The sequence below is a fragment of the Hyalangium versicolor genome, assembly GCF_020103695.1.
GTDB classification, from domain to species: Bacteria; Myxococcota; Myxococcia; order Myxococcales; family Myxococcaceae; genus Hyalangium; species Hyalangium versicolor.
Genome location: NZ_JAHXBF010000026.1, coordinates 86,092 through 104,430 on the forward strand (window position 1 = coordinate 86,092; position 18,339 = coordinate 104,430).

An 18,339-nucleotide genomic window follows, 5' to 3' on the forward strand; every position below is an offset into this window, starting at 1 on the left:
GGGCTGATCGTCAACTCACGCCGGCTGCAGGAAGCGGCCGTCCACGAGATGGTCGATGACCTCTCGTGCCGAGTCCGGGTCGAGCTTCACCTTGGATCCCAGTTGCGCCACCGCGCTGGCAACCGTCGTCGGGCGCTCGAAGGCGGCCAGGGTGCTCAGGAGGATCCTCCCTTCCTCACCCTGATCCAGCGTCGGATCCGTGAACCGGCGCGGGCTGACCGAAGGTGCGCAGGCCAGTCCCGTTCCATCCACTGACCGCACGACGGTCACCTGTTCCTGGGCCACTTTCGCTGGGACCTTGTGAGGTCCCAGCCAATCTCCCAGCTTGAACTGGAGCGTCGAGGGAGCGGTGTTCAACAGGCGCGTGCGTCCATGGATGGGAACCTTTCGCCTCGCGGCCCTGTGCTCCCACGCCAGCGCATCGACCTGCTCCGACGTGCGCTGCACCGCTTTCTCGAGCGCCGCGTCGCGGAAGCGCAGCATCGGCACCGAGATATCCCCTGGCTCGCGCCGCTCGAAGTACTCGAGGAACTCGGCGAACGTGCGCGCTTCCGTCGCCATGTCGAACCGCGCGGGGTGCTCGGTGACGAGCGCCCCAGGCTGCGCTTCCAGCCGCTGATAGCCCACCACGCAGTCGAGGCTGATCACTCGCTTCACCAGCCGCAACTCCTCCTCGAGCGTGGCGGCGCTAGCAAAGGGCAGACCCGCGATTCCGGAGATCTCGACGCCCAGGTTCGGATGGCGGCGGCAGCGGTCGATGATCTCGAGCAACTCCCGGTCCGAGGCGCAGGGCTTGAGCAGGCCCCGACGCATCTGCTCCTGCCGCTGCTGCTCCGAGAAGCAGCCGATGTCGAGCACCATGTAGACCTGCTCGAAGGTCTGTGCCAGGGCGTCGATCAGCTCCATCGACGCGATCCCCCACAGGAAATACGTGCAGGAGTGCCGCGAGAGATCGACCCCGGCCCAGGTGCTCTGCAGAAACGCCGCCGAGCTCCCCGAGAAGTCATAGCGGTACTGCCACGTCCGGGGGGCGGTCTCCTGGTGGTCGCGGCGAACGCTCTCCTCGGAGCGGAGGAACGGCTTCGCGCGCCCGAAGTCCGCCTTCTGGTTGCCTCGGGCCCCACCGCAATACAGGCAGTTCTCGCCGCACCCCTTGCCAGGCGCGACCCACCCCGAGAAGGCGTGGCGGTCCTGGTAGCTCAAGAAGATATCGTCGAAGTGCGAGTAGTAGACGTCCTCGCTGTTCTTGGCGCCCTGCACGTATTGCAGGGCTTGCCGCCGTGGGGAGCCGTCCGGTGCCTGGGTGACGCAGTTGGGCGGGGAGGGATCGCCTCGGCAGAGCGCGAGCATGGGCACTTCGCCGTCGCCCAGGATGATGTGATCGATGCAGTCGAACGCGTACAGCTCTCGCCACCAGTACGACGCGGAGTTACCACCCAGGACGATCTGGATCTCGGGATCGATCTTGCGCAGCGCCCGGGCCAACAACAGCGCCCGGTGGACATGGTGGAACCACTTGAGGCTGATGCCGACGAGCTTGGGGCGTACGCGGGCTACCAGGGCTTCGAGCGAGCGGACCACCTCTTCCTCGGTCTCGTCCCCGTCGTAGAGGCGGACGAAGGCTTCGATTCCGCCCCGCCGCAGGTAGCCCGCGAGGTACAAGATCCCGCAGGTGGCCTCTCCGGTTCCGGCACCGAGAAGGAGGACTGGAGAGAGGACACGACGGCCATGCATGAGACGTTCCCCAACTTCGAGAGCCCGTAAGTATAGACGGTCCGCCTCAGCCGACCTACCTGATGAGGTGCCCCTCTCGGGCGAGAGAGCGACCCACTGGTATGCTGGCCATACCAGTTCGCGGCGAACCACCCCTAGTTGGAACTGCCAGGTGGCTCCACCGGCTCGGGCATGGCCCACACGGCCGACGGGGTGAGGTAGACCCCGTCGAAGGCGTAGAGGATGCCCGTCCAACGGTCCCAGAAGACGCCCCAGTTGTACTCGGTGGGAGGTGCCGTGAGCGGGTTGCCGTCCGGATCCGGCCGGCTGTAGGCAAAGTCCGAGTAGTCCCACGGGTGGGTACCGAAGGCCGTCGTGAGGAACGGGGTGAGCAACTGCATCAGCGCGGAGCGGGACACCTCATCGGAGCGAGGCGCCGCCGGGGTGAACACAGGCTGCGCCTGATCGTGCTGCTCGCGCCAGGCGATGCAGTTGTTGCCCATGGCAATGAGAGCATCGCGTTCGGCAGGCGTGGGTGCGAGCCGGGCCTTCTCGTACAGGGCGAAGGCCGCCACCAGCAGGCTCTTCCAGTTCATGCCCGGGAAGAGGGTGGAGAACTGGTAGGGGCGGGGTGTGTCATGGGCGTGGGCGAGCGCGTAGGCGTAGGCGCTCTGGGCCTCCACCGGGCTCGTGCCGGGGAGCGGGAACTCCGCCAACACCTGCTCGGGCGTCACCGAGCCCCCGCGAGCGCTGCGCCAGTCGATGTAGCTGCGCCCCGCGCCGCCGATGTCCGAGTAGATGGCCAGGTTGCCCTCATGCAGGGTGCGCTCGAACGTCCGGACGATGATCTCGGCCTTGTCGAGGGGCCAGAAGGCGGGAGCGCTCGAATAGACGACGACGAGCCGTGACGCGGTGGTGAACAGGACGCGCGGGTCCCCGAGCTGCTCCCAGTTCAGGGCCGAGGCCAGCGACGCGAGCGAGGTGGCTACATCCACGGGGATGCCTCGCAGGATCAGCTCCTGGGCCAGGCTCTGGATGGAGCCTCGCATGTCGCCGGAGATGCCCGCCCGATCGAGGCAGGAGGACACGGAGAAGCAGGGCCACGAGCGGGACGCACGGATGATGCGCAGCGCGAGGTCCGTACCGAGCATGCCCTGGCCTCCGGCCTGCGAGGCATGCGGGGCGAAGGCGTACCAGACGGGGCGCACGTTGCTGCTCCCACCCGGTTGGAGGCTCGGATCGACCAGGGATTGCACCTCGTAAGCGAGTTGGATGTAGCCCAGGGTGATGCGGCGGTTGTCTTCCAGTGGCGTGGCGCCTCGAGCCTCGAGGGCTGGAAAGCTCACCCACGCCAGGGCCAGCAGCCACGCAGCGACAGCGCAGCCACGCGAACGATGCTTCATGAAGCAGTCTCCTCTTCGAAGAAGTGGCACGGTCCAGAGGGCCGGGGAGGGTGCACTGGCGGAGGCCGGATGTGAACCCGGTTTTTTGCGGTTCTGTCCGTTGGTTGGCCACTGCTCGTGGAGCGACTGGTGTGCGCCTCCGCTATAACGTCGACACCGGCGACTGCGGCGTCTCCAGAAGGTTGCCGCACATGGCAGATGGCTCGAGAGCGGAGTTGGCGAATGAAGATGCGACGCGCATGGGCAGCGTTCCTCCTCGGTATCCTTGCAACGGTCTGCTGGACGACGGAGGCGTTGGCGCAGACCCCTCCACCGGCCAAGGCGGTCAACGTGGTGCTGGTGCATGGCGCCTGGGCGGATGGTTCGAGCTGGAGCGAAGTCATTCAGCGGCTTCAAGCCGCCGGACTGCATGTGACCGCGGTGCAGAATCCACTGACATCGCTTGCCGATTCCGTCGCCGAGACGCGACGCGTTCTGGCTCAGCAGGAGGGTCCCACGGTGCTGGTCGCCCACTCCTGGGGCGGGACGGTCATCAGTGAGGTGGGAACCGATCCGAAGGTGACGGCGCTCGTGTACGTGGCCGCGCGTGCACCCGATACGGGAGAGGACTTCGTTGCACTCTCCAAGAAGTACCCCACCATGCCCGTGCGGGCCGGCGTCCAGGAGCGCGAGGGCTTCACCACGATCGGTGAGGAGCACTTCCTCAAATACTTCGCGAACGGTGTCGCACCCGACAAGGCGAAGGTCCTGTACGCCGTGCAGCAGCCAACCGCTGCTTCGCTGTTCGCGGGAAAGACCACCGTGGCGGCCTGGCAATCCAAGCCGAGCTGGTATGCGGTGTCGAAGCAGGATCAGACGATCTCGCCAGACCTCCAGCGGTTTCTCGCGAAACGCATGAAGGCGACGGCTGTGGAGCTGGAGGCAGGACACCTTTCCCTGATCTCCCACTCACAGGACATCGCCAACCTGATCCTGGCGGCTGCGGGTCACCGCAAGTGATCACGAAGGCTTCACTTCGGGAGCTTGCCCTGCTGCTTGAGCGTCTCCAGATCCTTGAAGCCTCCGATCAGTGTCCCGTCGATGAAGACCATGGGGAACGTCGGGAAGCCCGCCCAGAGCTTGATCGCCAGGCGCTTCTGCCACATGGAGAAATAGCTCCCATATTCGATGTACGTGAACTGGATGCCCTCGGCTTCCAGCAGCTTGCGCGCTCGCTTCACGAACGGGTTCTGCGCCATGCCCACCACCACCACCTTGTCGCGCGCCACCGTGCTGGCGACATGCTCGACAATGTCGCGGTGGAACTTGCTCACGGCCTCCTGAACAGTCGGAGCCACCTTGTCCTGCGAGAGGGTCAGTCGTGTCATGGGGGCCCTCTTTAATGGATGATGCCTCCCGGAGCCTGGAAATCGACCCGCCTCGTTTCTCCAGCAGGGGAGGCGCTGTCGGCCGCTCGCGATTGTCAACCTGGGCTTAAGAGCCCATGCCTTTCTGGCGCGTAGTCTTCCGCGGGGCAGGGGTGTATCTCGCTTCGAGTGGGCGGTTGTGCCAATAGGATGACTCAAGCACATGGACGTCTTCGAGATCATCATTGCGCTGTTGCTCGCCGGGGCCGGCCTCACCGCGTTGTCCCGACGCATCGGGACACCCTACCCGGCGATGGTGGCGCTCGCCGGAGCAGGCCTGGCGCTCGTTCCCGGCACGCCGACCCTGGTCCTGGATCCTGAACTCGCGCTCACGCTCTTCGTCGCGCCGGTGCTGCTGGACGCCGCTTTCGATTCATCCCCACGCGACCTCTGGGCGAACTGGCGCACCGTCACAGGCCTCGCCATCGGCGCTGTTCTCCTCACCATTGTCGCTGTCGCGGTGGTGGCCCACCTGCTCGTGCCAGGCATGCCCTGGGCTGTTGCGGTCGCACTCGGAGCGCTCGTCGCGCCTCCGGATGCGGCCGCCGCGACTGCCGTCCTCAAGCAGTTGCGTCCGCCGCATCGGCTTCTCGTGATCCTCGAGGGCGAGAGCCTCTTCAATGATGCGAGCGCGCTGCTGGTCTATCGTCTCGCCGTCGGTGCAGCGCTGGCGGGTTCGCTGTCTCTGGCGGGTGTGATCCCGCTGCTGCTCGTCGTCACAGTGGGCAGTGTCGTGCTGGGAGTCGTCCTGTCGCGGGTCCTGCTCCTGCTGACTCCTCGGATACACGATGTCGCCATCGCGGTCGTCGTTCAATTCTGCGGAACGTTCGCGGTCTGGATGCTCGCGGAGCGGCTCCATCTCTCCGGCATCCTCACCGTGGTCGTCTTCGCGATGGCGACGGCCCGCCGCGCCGCGGATCTGGTCCCAGCACGCGTCCGGATCCCGTCGTACGCGGTCTGGGAATTCGCTGTGTTCGTGCTGAACGTGCTCGCCTTCATCCTCGTCGGATTCCAGCTGAAGGCGATCCTCAGCCGGATCGACTCGCACACGCTCATCGAATACACCGGCATCGCGGCCGCGGTGTGCGTCGCGACGATCGTCGCCCGGATCGCCTGGGTGTGGGGCGCCGCGGCCTTCAGCCGCTGGCGGTGCCGTCCCGCGCCGGATGGCACTGCGGGGCCTCGTGACACGGTGGCCCTGTCGAGCCGTGCTGCGGTGGTCGTCGCGTGGTGCGGCATGAGAGGGACGGTGACCCTCGCCGCTGCGCTCGCTCTTCCGACCGGTGGGGCCGACGGACCCGCGTTTCCCTACCGCGACCTGGTCCTGTTCACCGCGTTCTTCGTCGTACTCGGGACGCTCGTCGTCCAGGGCATGACGCTGCGCCCACTCATCAACGGGCTCCAACTCAAGGACGACGGATCGGTGGAGCGGGAGGTTCAGCTCGCCCGCGTCGAGACGCTGCGCGCGGCGCTCTCGGCCACGGTTGAGGTGCCTGGTGACGAGATGTCCGGGCTGCTCCGCCGCCGCTACGAGGTCATGCTCCGGCGCGCCGAAGCAGAGCTGGCCGGCCATGGCCATGCGTCCCAGGAAGCGGGTGATGGCCGCACGTTCAACTTCGACGCAGAGGTCGCGCGCAGGGCCACCTCGGCAGAACGGCAGCGGCTCCTCGCGCTGCGAGCGGATGGCACCATTGGCGATGCGGCGTTCCAGCGAGTCGAGCAGGAACTCGATCTGGAGGAGCTGGACTTGCAGCAACTCGCTCCCAGCAGTGGCCCCGAGGGAGCTTCGTGATCTCTCTGGAGGACCTGAGCGATGAGTAGAGCGACGCGGCCGTATGTGATTTGCCACATGGTTCCCTCCGTCGATGGGAGGATCGTCGTCGATAGCTGGAAGCTCCCGTCAAGCGTCCACTCCGAGTACGAGAGTACGGCGCAGACGTTCGATGCGGATGCGTGGATGATCGGCCGGATCTCCATGGAGCCCTTCGCCGGGAAGACAAAGGTTCCGGTGCGCAAGGTGCCACAGCCGATTCCAAGGACGGATTTCATCGCGCGGCGCGATGCCGAGTTCTACGCCATCGCGCTGGATCCCTCCGGCAAGCTCACCTGGAAGTCGAGCTCCATCGACGAGGAGCACGTGATCACCGTCCTCACTGAGCAGGTCTCGGACGACTACCTGGCCTTCCTTCAATCCAAGGGCGTCTCCTATCTGTTTGGAGGCAAGACGGAGGTGAACCTGAAGCGGGTGCTCGAGAAGCTCAGGAAGGAGTTCGGGATCAAGAAGCTGCTCCTCGAGGGAGGCGGGAAGATCAACGGTTCGTTCCTGGCCGCGGACCTCATTGACGAGCTGAGCGTGCTGGTGGCGCCCATCGCGGACGGAGCCATCGGTACCCCGTCGCTTTTCGATGCGAAGGAGGGAAGGGGGCCTTCGCGTCACCTGAAGCTGGTCTCCTTCGAGAAGCGCACCGCCGACCTGATCTGGCTGCGTTACAAGCTGAAGCGATGAACGCTGATCTCGTCCGCCTCTCGTCAACGGTTCGCACGCGGCTTGCGCGTGTCGGCGCGAACGTGGCCCAGGCGATCGCCGCCGCGCGGGTGCCCTCCAGCGGCGAATTGAGCACCGAGCAATTCTTCACCTTCTGGGAAGCGCTCGGTGCGTCGTCGCCCGCTGACATCGGGCTTCGGTTGGCGGCAGAGACGCGCGTGCACGAGTACGACATCTCGTCGCTCGCGGCGCTGCACTCGCCTGATCTGCAGACTGCCTTGACCAAGCTCGCCCGCTACAAGCGGCTTTGCGGGCCCAAGGACATGGCCATCGACACGAAGGGGAAAGAGGTAACGATCCACACGACCTACCTTCACGCTCCCGGCCCCATCCCCCCGCGTCTCGTCGATGCGTCGCTCGCCTCGCTCCTCGTGCTCTTGCAGCGAGGCAGCGGAGTCCACCTTGCGCCGAAGCGCGTTGAGCTCTCGCGTGCGCGCAGTGACGAGCCAATGCTGATGCGCTTCTTCGGCTGTCCGCTGCGGTTTCGCGCGGGGCGTGACGCGCTCGTCCTCGAGGAGCGCTTCCTGACGACGCCGTTCATCACGCACAACGCCGACCTCTTGGAGGTGCTTGTTCCCAGTCTCGAACAGAAGCTGGCGCCTCTCGAACAGGGCTCGTTCATCGAGCAGGTCCGCAGGGTGCTCGCTCGCCGCATGTCGGGCGAGCGGCCAAGCATCGCGAAGGTGGCGCGCGAGCTATCTCTCAGTACTCGCACGTTACAGCGGCGGCTGGGCGAGTTCGGGGCCAGCTATCAGGGAGTGCTCGACGACGTCCGGCACCACACCGCGTTGCGCCTCCTGCGCAGCGACGACGTCGACGTCAACGAGATCGCCTTCCTGCTGGGCTTCGATGAGGTCAACTCCTTCGCGCGGGCGTTCCGAGCCTGGGAGGGGCAGACGCCGAACCGTTGGCGCGATTCGATGAATCCGCGGCGCAATCGGATTTGAAGGCTGATGTCCCGCGCACCATTCTTGGTGCATGACAAAGAACAACTCGCAAGTCTGGTTCATCACCGGGAGCTCGCGGGGGCTCGGCCGCGCCCTCGTCCTTGCCGTGCTCGCCGCTGGGCACCGCGTCGTCGCCACGGCGCGCAAGCCCGCTGATCTCGATGACATCGTGAAGCAACACGGAGGGAACGTGAAGGCGGTGGCGCTCGACGTCACTCAGCCCGAGCAAGCCGCGCGCGCGGTCCGTGAGGCGGTCGACGCCTTCGGTCGCATCGACGTGCTCGTCAACAATGCGGGCTACGCGAACGTCGACTCGGCTGAAGACATCCCGCTCGACGATTTCCGCGCGCAGATCGACACGAACTTCTACGGCGTCGTCCATCTCACGCGCGCGGTGCTACCCGTGATGCGCAAGCAGCGCAGCGGGCGCATCCTGCAGATCAGCTCCATTGGCGGACGCCGGGGTGGCACGCCGGGCTTGAGTGCGTACCAGTCAGCCAAGTTCGCCGTCGCGGGTTTCAGCGAGGTCGTCCGCAACGAGGTCGCGCCGCTCGGCATCCAGGTCACCACCGTCGAGCCGGGTGGCTTCAGCACCGATTGGGCAGGCAGCTCGATGAAGATCTACGAGTCGCAGCCCGACTATGAGGCCACTGTGGGCGCGACCAACAAGCGGCTCCGGGGCAATCCTGGTGCGGCGCGGGGCGTGCCCGAGAAAGCCGCGAAGGCTCTGCTCGAGCTTGCGTCGATGGAGAAGCAGCCGCGGCGCCTGCTGCTGGGGAGTGACGCGTACGTGCTCGCCAGGGTGACGCTGCAAGAGATGGGGGCCAGCGACGATGCCCACCGGGCCCTCAGTGTGAGCACTGACGCCGACGGCATACCCGACTTCGCCGACACCGACGTGGGCCGGGAGATGCTGAAGCTGCACCGCCGCTGAAGCGAGCGCGAAGTCGTGGCCGTTGCCAACGGTGACGTGGCGAATGCCCGCGTCACGGGTCCGTGCCTCTTGATTTCCCTGCGCCCCTGGGCACGGCTCCCACCGAGCGCGCCGCCAGCTCCCTGGCTGCGTCCACGAAAAGGCGCAGCGCCGGGGACCGCTGCGCACGGCTGGGGAAGTAGAGGAAGAAGCCGGGAACCGTGGGCGCGTAGTCCTCCAGGACCCGCTGCAGCCGCCCGGTGCGCAGCTGCTCCGCCACCGTCGGCTCGACGACGTATGCCAGCCCGAGGCCTTCCTCCGCCAGGGATACCCTCAGCTTGCTGTCGTTGGTGACCACTCCCCCGCGAACCGGTATTCGCCAGTTCCTGCGGCCGCGCTCCAGCTCCCAGGCGTAGAGCGCCCCGGTGCTTTGAGACCGGAAGGTGATGCACTCGTGGCGCAGCAGCTCCTCGGGCCGCTGGGGAGTGCCGTGGTTCGCCAGGTAGTCAGGTGAGCCCACCACCACCAGGCGGAAGGCGTCGGTGAGCCGCACCTGCACCATGTCGCGCTCGATGGCCTCGCTCAGCCGTATGCCCGCGTCGTAGCCCTCCGCGACGATGTCCACGAAGCGATCCTCGATGACGACTTCCAGTTCGACCCTCGGATGGCGCGCGCGAAAGGTGGGAACCACCGGGGAGATGACGTAGGGAACCGCCACCTGCGGCACCGACAGCCGGACCCGGCCCACTGCCTCTCCTGGTTGAGCGGAGACCTCGGTGAGGGCAGCGAGCGCCTGACCCAATGCCGGCCCTGCGCCCTCGACCAACCGCCTGCCCGCATCCGTGAGCGACACGCTGCGGGTCGTGCGGGTGAGCAGCACCACGCGCAGCTGCTCCTCGAGCTGCCGGACCGACTGGCTCACCGCAGGGGTGGAGACGCCCAGTTCACGCGCTGCGCCGCTGAAGCTGCGCAGGCGAGCCACGGCAAGGAACACCTGGAGCTGCGGGAGGGGTGCCGTATTCATTTCGAGAGTCTCTTGGAGGTTGGCGGCCGACGATACCGGGGCGTCAGCGCCTCACTGTTAACCTCTGCTTAAGAGCCTATGGGCTCCCCGGCACGTAGTCATTCGCGGTCGCAGGGCTTACTTCTCCGGATGAACGGGAGAGACAATGCACAAGCGCAGATTGGGAAACAGCAACCTGGAAGTCTCCGCGCTCGGCCTCGGCTGCATGGGACTGAGCTATGGCTATGGCCCGGCAACGGACAAGCAGGAGGCCATCAAGCTGATCCGGTCGGCCTTCGAGCGGGGCGTCACCTTCTTCGACACCGCCGAGGCCTATGGCCCCTACAAGAACGAAGAGCTCGTGGGCGAGGCCCTGGCCCCCTTCCGGGATCAGGTGGTGATCGCCACCAAGTTCGGTTTCGAATTCGATGCCCAGGGTGGACAAAGCGGCATGAACAGCCGGCCGGAGCACATCAAGGAAGTCGCCGAGGCGGCGCTCAAGCGACTCAAGACCGATCGGATTGACCTCTTCTACCAGCACCGCGTCGATCCGAACGTGCCGATCGAGGAGGTTGCTGGCACGGTGAAGGAGCTGATCCGGGAGGGCAAGGTCAAGCACTTCGGATTGTCGGAAGCGGGTGTGAGGACCATCCGGCGCGCTCATGCGGTCCAGCCGGTCACCGCTCTTCAGAGCGAATACTCCCTGTGGTGGCGGGAACCCGAGAAGGAGATCCTGCCGACCCTGGAGGAACTCGGGATCGGCTTCGTGCCCTTCTCCCCGTTGGGCAAGGGCTTCCTCACGGGAGCGATCAGCGAGAGCACGACGTTCGACAGCAAGGATTTCCGCAACGTCGTTCCGCGCTTCACGCCCGAGGCCCGCAAGGCGAATCAGGCCTTGGTGGATTTGCTCGGCGAGATCGCGGCCCGGAAGAAGGTGACACGGGCCCAGCTCGCGCTCGCCTGGCTGCTGGCCCAGAAGCCATGGATCGTTCCGATTCCAGGCACCACCCGGCTGCAGCGCCTGGAAGAGAACGTGGGAGCAGCGGCCGTGGAGTTGACGCCCGAAGAACTCCGCGCCATTGAGGGCGCCGTCTCCCAGATTCCGGTGCAAGGGGAGCGGTATCCCGCGCACCTCCAGGCCCGGGTCGATCGCTGAGAATCGAGCCGAAACGCGCATCGTCGTGCTTCGGCTACTCCGCGGGCGCGCGGTATTGCTCCTCGCTGACCTGCTCCAGCCAATCGACGACCTTGCCATTCACGTGTTCCTGAATCGCGAGGTGTGTCATCGGGCTGGTCGCCGTCCCACCATGCCAATGCTTCACGCCTGGCGGCGTCCAGATGACGTCGCCGGCACGAATCTCCCGCTTCGAGCCGCCCCACTCCTGGATCCAGCCGACCCCCGACGTAACGACGAGGGTCTGGCCAGCCGGATGGGTGTGCCACGCCGAGCGTGCGCATGGCTGGAAGGCGACGGACGCAGCCGACGCACGGGTGTGCTCGGTCGCGGCGAAGAGAGGGGTGACCACCACTGAGCCCGTGAAGTTCGCTGCGGGACCTTGGCTGGACGGTTGTGCCCCAGCGCGTGTGATCACCAGGTGTTGAGAGCCGTTCTGCGAAGTCGATGCGGGTGCGGTGGACTTGCCGCCAGACTGAGTGTTCGAGCCGTTGTGGGAAGGTTGGGTCATGGGAGTCTCCGCCTGTGCGCTGGGGTTGAAAGGTGTCGGGGTGAGGAAGGTGAGCGTGATGGCCGGAGCCAAGAGCCATTTCATGCTGGGATTCGTCATGGGCAGGTGCCTCTGAGCGCGTCTCTCTCAACGCGGTCGATGCGGGGTGCGCGGAGGAGCCGCGCTGCGATGAGCGCGGCGGAGAGCACGACGAGCGTGCTCACGAGGAACACCGAGGACAGGCCTGTTCGGCCTGCGAGCAGACCCAACGCTGGGTTCGAGAGTCCCAGTGACAGATCGAGAAAGGCCGAGAATGCGCCCATCGCGAGGCCGAGGCTCTCAGGGGGCGCGCGGCGGACGGCCTCCACGCCGAAGCCGGGGTACACGAGCGAGTAGCCCAGTCCGGTCACCGCCGAGCCCATGAACACCAGGAAGGGCGTCGGCGCGAGCCAGATCATCGCGAGGCCGGCCGCTTCGATCACCACGCAGACCAGCGCGACCCGGGCTCCCCCGAGCTTGTCCGGCAGGTGACCGAAGAAGACGCGCCCGAGGATGAAGAAGACGCTCACCGCGGTGAAGGCGATCCACGCCGAACTCCAACCGCGCTCCGAAAACATCAGCGCGCCGAACGTGGTGATCGTGCCGAAGCCGACGGCGGTCAGCGCCAGGCCAAACCCTGGGACCGATACGGCACCGAGCACACGGGTGATCGGTGGCCTCGCAGTCCCCGAGGCAGGGACCGAGGGGAGTGGCACAACCAGGAACAGCGCCAGGAGGGGCAGCAGCATCGTCGCGAGTGCGATCGCCGCGAAGCCATGACTGGCGTACAGCGCAGTGCCTGCTGGAGCACCGGCTGCATATGCGGCCCACAGCGCGGTCCCGACCCAGGCAATCACCTTTCCCGCATGGCGTGTTCCTCCGAGCACGAGCCCCAAACTCAGGGCTCCAGTGATCACGAAGCTCTCCACTCCGCCGAGCAGGACCCGGCCGACGAGCAGGAGCCCGAGCGCCACATTGGGTGCGCGGACGAACTGAAGCGAGACGAGGTAGAGCAGGCCGGCAGCCGCGCCCAAGAGCAATCCCACGACCATTGCGCGCCTGGCGCCGCGGGTGTCGGCGTAACGGCCGGACCAGAAGCGCGAGATGAGCGCCGCGGCGAACTCGATGCCCGCAGCCACGCCGACCATGAAGGTGCTGAGCCCCAGCCCGTCATGCACGTACAGCGGCAACACCGGCATGGCGATGCCGATGATCAGGTAGGCGACGAAGACGACGGCCATGATCGGAGCCAGCGCACGCACCACGTGGGTCGCCTCCATCCGGCGTCCTGCCGCAGAGGCCCCACCGGACGCCTGGATACCCGGTGGCTGGTAGGCGCCCCGTCCGGGTGGCTGCTCGCTCGCCGGGCGGGCGTTGTCGTGGAGTGGCATGCCCATGTCTCGCTCTCGGTGAAGCTCGGGGGCGTGTGTCCCCGTTCACGACAAGAGATACGGAGGAGTCACGGGCTCAACTACTGGTGCCAATAGCAATGGCCTGTTCAGCGTAGCTTTACAATGATCCCCGGAGTGGGGTGCTACTTCGTCCCTGCTGGCATTCGCGTGGGTGCCAGCCGGCTCGGTCCCGAGGCTCGGCGGAGCCGAGGAGGCACTGATATGGATACGACGCTCCTGCCGCAGCTGCAGGTCTTTCTGGTGGTGGCGCGCCTGCGCAGCTTCAGCGGCGCGGCCCGCGAGCTCGGAGTCACCCGATCCGCGGTGAGCCAGGCGGTGCGGCAGCTCGAGGAACAGTTACGTGTGGTGCTCCTGACTCGCACGACCCGGAGCGTGGCGCTGACCGACGTAGGCCGGAAGCTGGTCGAGACGGCTGGGCCTGGTCTGGCGCAGACGCTCACCGCGGTGAAGGAGCTCTCCGCTCAGCCCGGTGAGATCGTGGGCAGGTTGCGGCTCTCCGTGTCGCGAGCCTCCGTGCCACATGTGATCGAACCCGTCCTCCCTGCGTTCCGCGCGCGCCACCCGCGCGTGGAGGTTGAAGTGGTGATCGAAGAGCGGCTCGTCGACATCGTCGCGGAGGGCTACGACGCGGGCGTGCGACACAGCGAGGCCATTGAGCGTGACATGGTGCAGGTCCGGCTTACGGGCCCGTTTCGCTTCGTCGTGGTGGGCTCACCTGAGTACCTGGCTCGGCACGGAGTGCCTCAGCGTCCCGAAGATCTGCTGCGCCACGAGTGCATCACCTTCCGCTCTCAGACCACCGGAGCGCTCTACGCCTGGGAACTGGAGCGGGGGCGGAAGACGTGGCGCGTGCCGGTTCGCGGAGGCGTCGTCACGAACGATGGTCCGCTGTGTGTGTCGATGGCCAGGTTGGGCTTGGGGCTCGCCTACGCGTTCGAGCCCATGGTCATGGAGGATGTGCGCAATGGGCAGCTTCAGCAGGTGCTGGAGCCCTACGCGGCCACCGTGCCCGGCTACTATCTCTATTTCCCGAGCCGCGCACAGCGCACTCCTGCCCTTCGTGCCTTCGTGGACTCAGCCAGGGAGTCGATCGCGCAGGGAAGGTGAGCCGAGCCCGAACGCTGCCCCCAGACCTCAGGCTCCCAGTAGAACCCGTGGTGCGCTACTGCGTCGGAGCGGCCTGAACCGCGTCCGGAGGAGGCGAGGGCAGCGCGCTCAGCTCTTTGACCCGCACCACCGCAGTCTCAGCCGCCGCGGTATTCCCAGCCTCCTGTTCGCGGATGGCCAGCGCGCGCCACAGGCCCGGCGCTCCCGGGTGCAGCTTCACGGCGATCTGCAATATCCCGAGCCCCACGGGAGCATGCTTCGCCCGCGCGAGGAGCTTCTCGGGAGCGAGCGCGTCGGGGCCCGCAGGCCTTTCGAAGGCGCGTCGGTAAAGCAGCTCCGCGGCCTCGGTGTCCCCCGCCAGGAGGAACTGGTCCGCTCGGGCAAGCAGTGTGGGAATAGAGCCTGGGTGGTTCTTCAGTGCCCAGTCGAGCAGCCGCGCCGCCTGCTCGGGAGCCGTCTTCGGCGCCTTCGCCATTTCGAGCACCTCCTCGGAGTAGTCGGGGTGCACCGGCGCGTCCTGGAGCACTTTCTGGAGTGTCTCCAACGCCAGCGGCAGGTCCGGGACAGAGCGCAGGGACACCTTGCGCAGCTCTGGCGCGTTCGCCTTCCGCCACGGCCCCACCAGCCGCGCGATCTCCGAACGCACGCCAGGGGAGAAGCGGAGCTCCTCGGGACAGTGCTCCTTCTCACACGCGCGCAGGTAGTCCTCGAAGAAGGGCAGGGCGCCTTCGGCGGGATAGGCGGCCAGCGCCTCGGGCCCGAGCGCTGAGGCGATCCGCTCCGCCATCTGCACGCCTACCCGGATGAACAGCTTCCCGGTGCGCGGATGGTGCGCCTGCTTCAGCAGCTTCTGCGCGGCGCGGAGGTCTGTGGTGATGGCCTCCCGGGACAGCAGTTGGGAGGCCTCGGCGAAGGCGCTCGGGAGATCTCCGGGCTCGGGGAGGTTCCCCAGTCCCGCTTGGTGGAAAGTGTAGAAGGCGCGGCCGTACGAGAAGATCCGGTACAAGCCCTCATGGAGCACCTCGTCCACCGGGTCCGTCGCGTAGACGGGCCGCCTGCGTGTTCCTCCCTCCAGGAGCACCTCCAGCAGCGAGCTGTAGATGTCTCGCAGCAGGTCCGCCTGGTCCTCGACATTCGATTCCAGCGCGATCACCAGCCGCTCCGCGGGGATGATCAGCAGGAAGGTGCTCGTCTCGGGCTGGCCTCCCGCGTGCGCGACGACGTAGTGGCCTCGGAGCGGGTAGGTGGCGAACCCCATTCCGTAGTCCGTCAGCCTGCCATCCCGCGTCTCCATCGACACCTGCATCATGCGGCCCGTCTCGGGCTTCACGAGCGTGCTGGCCATCACCGCGCGCCCGAACGCGAGCAGATCCACCACCGACGCCCGGCCACCTCCGCCGCCAAAGCGCGATGAGACATCCAGCGGAAAGGAATGGGCGAGGCCGCTGGACGTGGGCCGGTAGCCCACCGCCTGCCATGCATCCCGCGTCTTGAAATCATCCAGCGCCGCGTGCTGCATCCCTGCGGGCCCGAAGACGTGCTGCTGCAGGTACTTCCCGAACGGCATCCCCGAGGCCCGCTCGACGAGCGCCCAGAGGAGGTTGTAGCCGTACGAGCTGTAGGTGAACTCGGTGCCGGGCTCGACCACCAGCGGCCAATCCTTGAAGATCGCGAGCGCCTCGGCGGTGGTCATCCGCTTCGTCACCCGGTGCTCCTTCGGATCCTTGTAGTGGCTCACCCCGCCCAGGTGCCCGAGCAGCTGCCGCACCGTGACGGGCCACGGTTTCGCGGGGAACTCCGGCACCCACTTGCGGATGTCGTCGTCCAGCGACACCGTGCCGGCCTCCACCAGTTGCAGCACGCAGAGGGCGGTGAAGGACTTGGTGATGGAGGCCGTGCGGTAGGTGGTCCTTGGCGTCGCCCGGAGCCGCTTCTCGATGTCGCGGAAGCCGAAGCCTCCCGTCCACGCGAGGTCTCCCTTGGCGATGCCCACCGACAGCCCGCCCAGGAGCCGGCCCTCGAACTGCTCGCGGATCCGGGCCTCCAGGGCTCGTGCCACCTCGGGGGGGAACGCCTCCGTGCCAGGCGGGAGCTGCGCGGGAGCAGGCTTGGCCCGCGGCTGGGCGGCGACCGCAGTGGATAGCAACACCCCGAGCGCGAGCCACACGCCTGGGGAGAAGCCCGTTCTGGGTTGCCGCATCAGTGCGCTCTCCCGGCCGCGACGAGCGAGTCATGCCGGACGAGCTCGGCCAGGAGCCACGCGCCTACCGTGACGCCCCGGTCGATGGGATCCTGGAGGTCCGGAGGCAGGGGCGGCAGCGTGACAGGGAGGCACGTCTCTTCGCCCGGCGCCGCGTCTCGTGTGGAGACGAGCGAGGCGCAGCGCAGGCTCACCGGACCGGCCTTGGCGATGGAGCGGGGCAGGGCATGGGCGGCGCTGGGATCCAGCACCAACCATCGCGCCTCCTCGGAGCGAGGCGTCCAGGCCCGCGTCGCGGCGAGCACTCGCTGGAAGCCGCGCGTCACCGGATCGCGAGGATCTCCAGGCAGCAGGGCCACCGGTGGCGCCTGCCGCCAGGGTTGGACTTCGTGGGGGAGCAGATCGCTTCCGACGAGCGTGGCCCAGGCCTCCGCCAGCGCGTAGGGCTGCTCGGCGCGCGGAGTCTCCGACCAGGACTTCAGGAGGGCATTGCCCAGCAGCGCCCCGAGCAGATCCAGCCCCTGGCCGCGCGGGTGCACCAGGTCTTCATGCACCAGTCCTCGGGTCTGGAAGCGCTGCAGCGAGCCCGCGCCACCCATGGCAGCGAACATGTCGAAGAACGCGCAGCCCTCCTCCAGGGAGATCTTCCGCTCGAGTTCGATCACTTCCAGCAGTTCGGCTCGCTGCTGGAAGGGCCGAGCCGCACCCGGGCCCAGTACGGCATCGAGCGGCCCGACCATGAGGCACGCGGAGGCCGGGGCGGCCCGTTTGATGCGCTGGATGAACAGGTGCAGGTCTCGCTCGACCTTCTCGAAGGTGGAGCGCCCCCATTGGAGCCGCTTCACCTCATTGCCTCCCAGCATGATGAGCACCAGGGTGGGATCGCGGGAGCGGAGCTGATCGGCCACCATTTCCTCTTCCGCGTGGAGGAAGAGGCTGGCATCCGCCGCGGGGACCCCCAGCGTGTCGAGCACGATGCCTGGGGTCGGCCGATCGAGCACGATGCCGTGGACGGCCGTGCCCTTCTTGTGGGCGATGATCTCCAGGGAGGTGCTGCCCTCGGGGAGCGTGAAGGCCGTCTGCTGCGAGTGGCCCTCGTTCTTGGGCGAAGTCTCCAGCAGGAGCTTGCCGTCGACGCGGAGTTCGATCGGGCCCGCGTCCTTGTCCACCCAGAATAGCGTGCCCTGTTTCTCTCCCGAGAGAGCGAAGCGCGCCCGCGCCCGAGGCGTGTCGGAGACGTGGACGACTCCGGCCATCCCGAGGGGCCAGGACGACGGTTGGATATCGCCCACCGTTCGGACGATCCATCCACTCGCCGAGTTGCCGGTGCGCACGCGGCCGCCGTAGTCCGCGATCCGATCGATGAGGAGCAGGCCCTGCCCGCCACTGCCGAACATGCGGCTCAGATCGTCCCGGACGATGTCGACGATGCGGTCCGAGGCGATGAGCGAGTTGCCGAACGCGGAGAGGGTGACTTTGGAAGCGCTGTTGCCCGAGCGCAGCCCGTCCAGCGCGGAGAAGAAGGGATCGAGCGTCGTGCGTGCGCAGAAGGGCCCTGCCCACTCGGTGCAGGGGTTCTCCACGGCGGCGCCGGGAGCCTTGAGCGCGGCGGCGAGCTTGAAGAGTTCCTGGTCTCGGTGCGTGGGCTCGGGCAGGCGGCGGGAAGGCAGCGGTGCCAGGGTACGAGCGATGGCCCTCGCGGCGGCGATTCGAACGGACTCGCGATCCGCCGGCTCCGCCGAGGCAACGGCCGGAGCCGTGGGACGAGGCGTGGGATCGGGCGCACTGGAGGAGCGAAGGGAGACCAGCGCGATGCAGGCCACGCAGGATGCGGCCACGAAGGTGGCGATCCGTTTCGAGGCCCGCAGGTGCTGTGGGATCCCCCCTTGGGGCTGAACGTCCATTGTCCGCAGTCTAGCCTCATGGAACGGACACGCGAGAGAGCGGCCAGGGGAGCGCGGCTTCCACTCCCAGTCCCAGTCTTCGA

The 18,339-nt window shown here is 67.1% G+C and carries 15 protein-coding genes; 7 read left to right on the forward strand and 8 right to left on the reverse strand.

The window, feature by feature from the left end; translation table 11 throughout:
- Window positions 1-15 precede the first annotated feature (15 nt).
- Complete coding sequence (locus tag KY501_RS41260) at window positions 16-1,734, reverse strand: cobalamin-dependent protein (RefSeq protein ID WP_224369417.1); 1,719 nt, start codon at window positions 1,732-1,734, stop codon at window positions 16-18.
- A 134-nt stretch (window positions 1,735-1,868) separates the two neighbouring features.
- Window positions 1,869-3,116: a hypothetical protein gene (locus KY501_RS41265; RefSeq protein ID WP_224369418.1), complete on the reverse strand. Its 1,248-nt coding sequence runs from the start codon at window positions 3,114-3,116 to the stop codon at window positions 1,869-1,871.
- Between the two features lie 222 nt (window positions 3,117-3,338).
- Here KY501_RS41265 and KY501_RS41270 point away from each other — a divergent pair, with 222 nt between their 5' ends.
- Complete coding sequence (locus KY501_RS41270) at window positions 3,339-4,115, forward strand: alpha/beta fold hydrolase (RefSeq protein ID WP_224369419.1); 777 nt, start codon at window positions 3,339-3,341, stop codon at window positions 4,113-4,115.
- Between the two features lie 11 nt (window positions 4,116-4,126).
- Here KY501_RS41270 and KY501_RS41275 read toward each other — a convergent pair whose 3' ends face one another.
- Window positions 4,127-4,483 (reverse strand): glutaredoxin, encoded by a 357-nt coding sequence (locus tag KY501_RS41275; RefSeq protein WP_224369421.1) that lies wholly within the window; start codon window positions 4,481-4,483, stop codon window positions 4,127-4,129.
- A gap of 202 nt (window positions 4,484-4,685) precedes the next feature.
- Here KY501_RS41275 and KY501_RS41280 point away from each other — a divergent pair, with 202 nt between their 5' ends.
- From KY501_RS41280 to KY501_RS41295, 4 genes are all read left to right on the forward strand, one after another.
- On the forward strand, window positions 4,686-6,314 hold the full coding sequence (locus tag KY501_RS41280) for a Na+/H+ antiporter (protein WP_224369423.1): 1,629 nt from the start codon (window positions 4,686-4,688) through the stop codon (window positions 6,312-6,314).
- 21 nt (window positions 6,315-6,335) lie between these two features.
- Window positions 6,336-7,028, forward strand: coding sequence for a RibD family protein (locus KY501_RS41285; protein ID WP_224369425.1), 693 nt, complete (start codon window positions 6,336-6,338; stop codon window positions 7,026-7,028).
- A 62-nt stretch (window positions 7,029-7,090) separates the two neighbouring features.
- Complete coding sequence (locus KY501_RS41290) at window positions 7,091-8,014, forward strand: AraC family transcriptional regulator (RefSeq protein ID WP_224369427.1); 924 nt, start codon at window positions 7,091-7,093, stop codon at window positions 8,012-8,014.
- Between the two features lie 31 nt (window positions 8,015-8,045).
- Window positions 8,046-8,948 carry an oxidoreductase gene (locus KY501_RS41295; RefSeq protein WP_224369429.1) on the forward strand — a complete coding sequence of 301 codons (903 nt, stop codon included), beginning with the start codon at window positions 8,046-8,048 and terminating at the stop codon, window positions 8,946-8,948.
- 52 nt (window positions 8,949-9,000) lie between these two features.
- Here the strand turns inward: KY501_RS41295 and KY501_RS41300 are convergent, their stop codons facing one another.
- Window positions 9,001-9,951: a LysR family transcriptional regulator gene (locus KY501_RS41300; protein ID WP_224369431.1), complete on the reverse strand. Its 951-nt coding sequence runs from the start codon at window positions 9,949-9,951 to the stop codon at window positions 9,001-9,003.
- Window positions 9,952-10,096: 145 nt separating this feature from the next.
- Here KY501_RS41300 and KY501_RS41305 point away from each other — a divergent pair, with 145 nt between their 5' ends.
- A complete protein-coding gene (locus KY501_RS41305) occupies window positions 10,097-11,086 on the forward strand; it encodes an aldo/keto reductase (protein ID WP_224369433.1) in 990 nt (329 codons plus the stop codon).
- A gap of 34 nt (window positions 11,087-11,120) precedes the next feature.
- Here KY501_RS41305 and KY501_RS41310 read toward each other — a convergent pair whose 3' ends face one another.
- Complete coding sequence (locus tag KY501_RS41310) at window positions 11,121-11,699, reverse strand: (R)-mandelonitrile lyase (protein WP_224369435.1); 579 nt, start codon at window positions 11,697-11,699, stop codon at window positions 11,121-11,123.
- Window positions 11,700-11,710: 11 nt separating this feature from the next.
- Window positions 11,711-13,030, reverse strand: coding sequence for an arabinose transporter (locus tag KY501_RS41315; RefSeq protein WP_224369437.1), 1,320 nt, complete (start codon window positions 13,028-13,030; stop codon window positions 11,711-11,713).
- 216 nt (window positions 13,031-13,246) lie between these two features.
- Between KY501_RS41315 and KY501_RS41320 the strand changes: the two genes are divergently transcribed.
- Window positions 13,247-14,152, forward strand: a complete 906-nt coding sequence (locus tag KY501_RS41320; protein ID WP_224369439.1) for a LysR family transcriptional regulator — start codon at window positions 13,247-13,249, stop codon at window positions 14,150-14,152.
- Window positions 14,153-14,207: 55 nt separating this feature from the next.
- Here the strand turns inward: KY501_RS41320 and KY501_RS41325 are convergent, their stop codons facing one another.
- Both KY501_RS41325 and KY501_RS41330 read right to left on the reverse strand, forming a co-directional pair.
- Window positions 14,208-16,352 (reverse strand): serine hydrolase domain-containing protein, encoded by a 2,145-nt coding sequence (locus KY501_RS41325; RefSeq protein WP_224369441.1) that lies wholly within the window; start codon window positions 16,350-16,352, stop codon window positions 14,208-14,210.
- On the reverse strand, window positions 16,352-18,190 hold the full coding sequence (locus KY501_RS41330; RefSeq protein WP_224369442.1) for a GDSL-type esterase/lipase family protein: 1,839 nt from the start codon (window positions 18,188-18,190) through the stop codon (window positions 16,352-16,354). Before KY501_RS41330 ends, KY501_RS41325 begins: the two co-directional genes overlap by 1 nt.
- Window positions 18,191-18,339 lie beyond the last annotated feature (149 nt).

Bases quoted from the DNA above. Each gene is read 5' to 3' on its own strand.
- KY501_RS41260 (WP_224369417.1), bottom strand. From the start codon at position 1,734: ATGCATGGCCGTCGTGTCCTCTCTCCAGTCCTCCTTCTCGGTGCCGGA.
- KY501_RS41265 (WP_224369418.1), bottom strand. From the start codon at position 3,116: ATGAAGCATCGTTCGCGTGGCTGCGCTGTCGCTGCGTGGCTGCTGGCC.
- KY501_RS41270 (WP_224369419.1), top strand. From the start codon at position 3,339: ATGAAGATGCGACGCGCATGGGCAGCGTTCCTCCTCGGTATCCTTGCA.
- KY501_RS41275 (WP_224369421.1), bottom strand. From the start codon at position 4,483: ATGACACGACTGACCCTCTCGCAGGACAAGGTGGCTCCGACTGTTCAG.
- KY501_RS41280 (WP_224369423.1), top strand. From the start codon at position 4,686: ATGGACGTCTTCGAGATCATCATTGCGCTGTTGCTCGCCGGGGCCGGC.
- KY501_RS41285 (WP_224369425.1), top strand. From the start codon at position 6,336: ATGAGTAGAGCGACGCGGCCGTATGTGATTTGCCACATGGTTCCCTCC.
- KY501_RS41295 (WP_224369429.1), top strand. From the start codon at position 8,046: ATGACAAAGAACAACTCGCAAGTCTGGTTCATCACCGGGAGCTCGCGG.
- KY501_RS41300 (WP_224369431.1), bottom strand. From the start codon at position 9,951: ATGAATACGGCACCCCTCCCGCAGCTCCAGGTGTTCCTTGCCGTGGCT.
- KY501_RS41305 (WP_224369433.1), top strand. From the start codon at position 10,097: ATGCACAAGCGCAGATTGGGAAACAGCAACCTGGAAGTCTCCGCGCTC.
- KY501_RS41310 (WP_224369435.1), bottom strand. From the start codon at position 11,699: ATGAAATGGCTCTTGGCTCCGGCCATCACGCTCACCTTCCTCACCCCG.
- KY501_RS41315 (WP_224369437.1), bottom strand. From the start codon at position 13,030: ATGGGCATGCCACTCCACGACAACGCCCGCCCGGCGAGCGAGCAGCCA.
- KY501_RS41320 (WP_224369439.1), top strand. From the start codon at position 13,247: ATGGATACGACGCTCCTGCCGCAGCTGCAGGTCTTTCTGGTGGTGGCG.
- KY501_RS41325 (WP_224369441.1), bottom strand. From the start codon at position 16,352: ATGCGGCAACCCAGAACGGGCTTCTCCCCAGGCGTGTGGCTCGCGCTC.